The sequence below is a fragment of the Intrasporangium sp. genome (assembly GCF_032907665.1).
Lineage (GTDB): Bacteria > Actinomycetota > Actinomycetes > Actinomycetales > Dermatophilaceae > Intrasporangium.
In genome coordinates, this window is record NZ_JAJJPG010000211.1 from 1 (window position 1) to 3996 (window position 3996).

4 protein-coding genes are annotated in these 3996 nt (G+C 71.4%); 3 read left to right on the forward strand and 1 reads right to left on the reverse strand.

The window, feature by feature from the left end; all coding sequences use genetic code 11:
* Positions 1-101: 101 nt before the first annotated feature.
* Positions 102-539 (forward strand): type II 3-dehydroquinate dehydratase, encoded by a 438-nt coding sequence (aroQ, locus tag LOY02_RS18245; protein ID WP_317183794.1) that lies wholly within the window; start codon positions 102-104, stop codon positions 537-539.
* Between the two features lie 40 nt (positions 540-579).
* On the opposite strand, the gene LOY02_RS18250 is transcribed toward aroQ, so the two are convergent.
* Positions 580-2610, reverse strand: coding sequence for an AAA family ATPase (locus tag LOY02_RS18250; protein ID WP_317183795.1), 2031 nt, complete (start codon positions 2608-2610; stop codon positions 580-582).
* 211 nt (positions 2611-2821) lie between these two features.
* On the opposite strand from LOY02_RS18250, the gene LOY02_RS18255 reads away from it, so the two are divergent.
* Together LOY02_RS18255 and LOY02_RS18260 are read left to right on the forward strand one after the other, a co-directional pair.
* Positions 2822-3550 (forward strand): phosphotransferase, encoded by a 729-nt coding sequence (locus tag LOY02_RS18255; RefSeq protein ID WP_317183796.1) that lies wholly within the window; start codon positions 2822-2824, stop codon positions 3548-3550.
* 105 nt (positions 3551-3655) lie between these two features.
* A partial coding sequence (locus LOY02_RS18260; RefSeq protein WP_410505978.1) for an elongation factor P occupies positions 3656-3996 on the forward strand: 341 nt, incomplete at its 3' end.

Genomic DNA, 3996 nt, shown 5'->3' on the forward strand with positions numbered 1-3996 from the left:
CCGATCGGTGGTGGTTGGGCGCGGGTCGTGCCCGCGGACGGCCGGGCCGAGCCACGGTGCGGCCCGAGGGCGGGCGTCTGTCTGCTCACTAGACTGCTGGCATGACGGCACCCACGGTCTTCGTCCTCTCGGGACCCAACCTCGACCGGTTGGGCACCCGCGAGCCCGACGTCTACGGCTCGGACACGCTCGACGACATCCACGCCGCGGTGCAGCGTGAGGCCAGGGACCTCGGCCTGGTGGCGGACTGCCGCCAGACGAACCACGAGGGCGAGCTCATCGACTGGCTCCACGACGCCGTGGATGCCCGGGTCGACGTCGTGCTCAACCCCGGGGCGTTCACCCACTACTCGTATGCCGTCCGGGACGCGTGCGCCATCGTCACGACGAGCGGCCTGTCCCTCGTCGAGGTCCACCTGTCGAACCCGGCCACCCGCGAGGAGTTCCGACGCACCTCCGTGATCGCGCCGGTCGCGACCGGTACCGTCGCCGGGTTCGGCCTGCAGTCCTACCTGCTCGGGCTGCGCGCCCTCGTCTGAGACGCCACGGGAGGAACGGGACCGTCTGCGCAAGGGACCGTCAGCGCAGGGGGGCGGGGAGCGGCTCGGCGTGCAGGACGGTCAGCTCCGAGACCGCGCGCGTGAGGACGACGTAGAGGCGGCGCAGGCCGGTCCGCTCGTCCGCTTCTGCGGCCGAGATGGCGGCCGGCTCGACGACGACGACACGGTCGAACTCCAGACCCTTGGCCACCGTGGCGGGGACGAGCTGGATCGGGTGGTCCGCGTCGTCCCCGTGGTCAACGTCGAGTCGCCCGTGGGACAGCTGTCGCACCTCGAGTGCCGCGCCGAGCCGGTCGAGGACGGCGTCAGCGGCGATGATGCCGGTCGAGCCGGGTTCCCCCGCCCTCTCGGCGAGCAGACTCGCGAGACGGTCGTCGAGAGCGCCCTCGTCGACCCGGACGACCGTGAGCACGCCGGGGTTGTCGCGAACCGAGGTCGGCGGCGTGAGCCCGCTCGACATGTGCGGCAGCAGCCTCGCGGCGTAGTCGATGACTCGCCCGGGCACGCGGAAGCCACGGTCGAGCTCCACGAGGTCGTGCGACGGCTTGCCGAGGTGGCCCATGGCCTCGACCCACGACCCCGTCGCCCAGGGCGTCGTGCCCTGGGCGAGGTCGCCGAGCACCGTCACCGACCCGGTCGAGCACCTGCGACCGACCGCGCGCAGCTGCATGGGGGACAGGTCCTGGGCCTCGTCGAGGATGACGTGGCCCAGACTCGGGGTGCGGGAGAGCAGGTCGGCGAGCTCGTCGAGCAGGACGAGGTCGGCGCGAGTCCACCGCGCAGAGCCCTTGGTGCGTGGCGGCCGAGCCCAGTGGAGCAGTGCCTGCTCCTCAGCGGTGAGATCGCCTGCTGCCGCCGTCGCCAGCACCGCTGGGTCGGACCAGAGCCGGTGCAGGACGCCCGCCGCGTCCAGCGCCGGCCACACCGATGCGACGTAGGCCTTGACCGCCGGTGACTTCGCCACGGCGTCCTGGACCCGGTCGTCCGGGGCCTCGCCGGATGACTCCATCGCGAGGAGGACGTGGTGGGCGAGCCGCTGCGGCAGGAGCGCCCGCGCCGCCTCGTAACGGACATCGCGCGCAACGAGCTCGTCGAGGACGTCCTGGACCTCGTAGGCCGGCACTCGCCATTTGCGCACCCCGCGCGGGACGACGAGCGGCTCAGTGGCCCTGCGCACCTGGGACCAGACGGCCCGGGACAGCACCCGGGCCAGACGGGCGTCACCCTTGAGCGCCGCAACCGCCGGTGGGTCCTCGGCCCGGACCTGAGCGTGGGCGACCAGGGACTCGATCGTCGCATGACCGACCCGGAGCTCGCCGAGCGAGGGCAGGACCGCGCCGATGTGGTCGAGGAAGGCACGGTTGGGACCCACGACGAGTACTCCTGAGCGGTCGAGGCGCTCGCGGAACGAGTAGAGCAGCCACGCCGCCCGGTGCAGGCCGACCGCCGTCTTGCCCGTGCCGGGCGCCCCTTGGACGCAGATGCTCGTGTCGAGGTCGCTCCGGACGATCTCGTCCTGCTCGGGCTGGATCGTCGAGACGATGTCACGCATGGGACCCGTGCGCGGCCGCTCGATCTCGGCCGCGAGCAGGGCGCTGTGACCCACGCCCGCCCCGGTCGCGAGGTGCTCGTCCTCGAGGGCCGTGAGTCGGCCGTGCTCGACGCCGAAGCGCCGCCGGCGCACGACGTCCATCGGCTCCGAGACGGAGGCGCGGTAGAAGCCGGTCGAGATCGGTGCGCGCCAGTCGACGACGACGGGGTCACCTGACCCGTCGGACACGTGGCGGCGGCCGATGTGGAAGGTCTCCCCGGTGGGGTGATCCGCAGAGGCAGCCGTGTCGATCCGGCCGAAGAACAGGGTGGTCCTCGGGTCGTCCTGCAGCGAGGCGATCCGGCGCGCCAGGACGCGGGAGAGGACCTCACCGGAGATCGCATCGCTGGCCCGCGAGGCATCCAGTGACTCCGCAGCCTCCCGCATCCGGGCCAGCTCGGCGCGGGCCCGGTCGAGGTGGGCCTGCTCGCGAGCGAGCTCAGCGTCGAGCACGTGCACGGGAGACCTCTCTGCGAGGCAACGCACCGAGCGCCGTCCACCGCACTCGCATCGAGGGCGGAACGGGCTGTGGTCGATCAGTGCGTTGCGGGACCGGAACGAGCAGGCCAGCCTACCCACCGCCCCGCTTCGGCGCACCGCGATTCCGCGTGTGGCCCACCGGTGCCGCCGGTCGAAGGAGAGCTGCGCCCGGGGCCGCTACGCTGCCGGCGTGGAGTGGCTCGCGGCAGGTCGAGAGGCGGACGTCTACGTCCTCGGCCGAAACCGAGTGCTGCGTCGCTACCGAGATGGTCGTGCCGTCGCTGATGAGGTGTCCCTCATGAGCTGGTTGCGCGACGCGGGCTTCCCGGTTCCACAGGTGTTCCCGAGCCGAGGTGATGCCCTGGTGATGGAGCGGATCGAGGGCCCGACACTCGCCCAGGCGATCATCGCGGGCATCTGCGAGGCCGAGGATGCCGGACGCCTGATGGCGGCCCTGCACGACCGACTCCATGCCCTGGACGCTTCGGCGGCACCCGTCCCGGTCGAGGGCCGGCTCGGCGAGCGGACGCTGCTCCACCTGGACCTGCACCCGCTGAACGTCCTGCTCCGCGGCGGTGATCCCGCCGACCCGGTGGTGATCGACTGGACGAACGCCGCCCTCGGCACGGCGGGCCTGGACGTCGCCCTGTCCGCGGTGATCATGGGCCAGGTGGCCCTTGCCCCGGAGTCCGCGGGGCTGGTCGCACGTGAGGTCGGGCGGCGCCTGCGGGAGTACCTCGCCGGCTTCCTCACCGGGGTCGCCGCCGCTGCGGTGCCCCACCTCGAGTCAGCAGCTCGACGTCGGTCCGCCGACCCGAACCTCACCGAGGCCGAGCTCGCCACGGTGGCCCATGCTGCCGAGCTCGTGCGGCTCCTGGCCGAAGGTCGCGATTCCGTGATCGAACAGCCACGCGGCTAGACTTGCGCGGCAACTTCCCAGCCCAGTCCGTTGAACGAGCGGGGCACCCGCGGGCACCCGCTCGCGTGAGCGAGCCCAGCGGCATACGAAAGCGACTACTCACTGATGGCAACGACCAACGACCTGAAGAACGGCATGGTGCTCAACCTCGAGGGACAGCTCTGGTCCGTCGTCGAGTTCCAGCACGTCAAGCCGGGCAAGGGTCCCGCCTTCGTGCGCACCAAGCTGAAGAACGTCCTGTCCGGCAAGGTCGTCGACAAGACGTTCAACGCGGGCGTCAAGGTCGAGACGAGCAACGTCGACAAGCGCACGATGCAGTACCTCTACAAGGACGGCGACGACTTCGTCTTCATGGACACCGACACCTACGACCAGATCCACGTGTCGGAGACCACGGTCGGCGACTCGGCGAACTACCTCCTCGAGAACCAGAACGCCATCGTCGC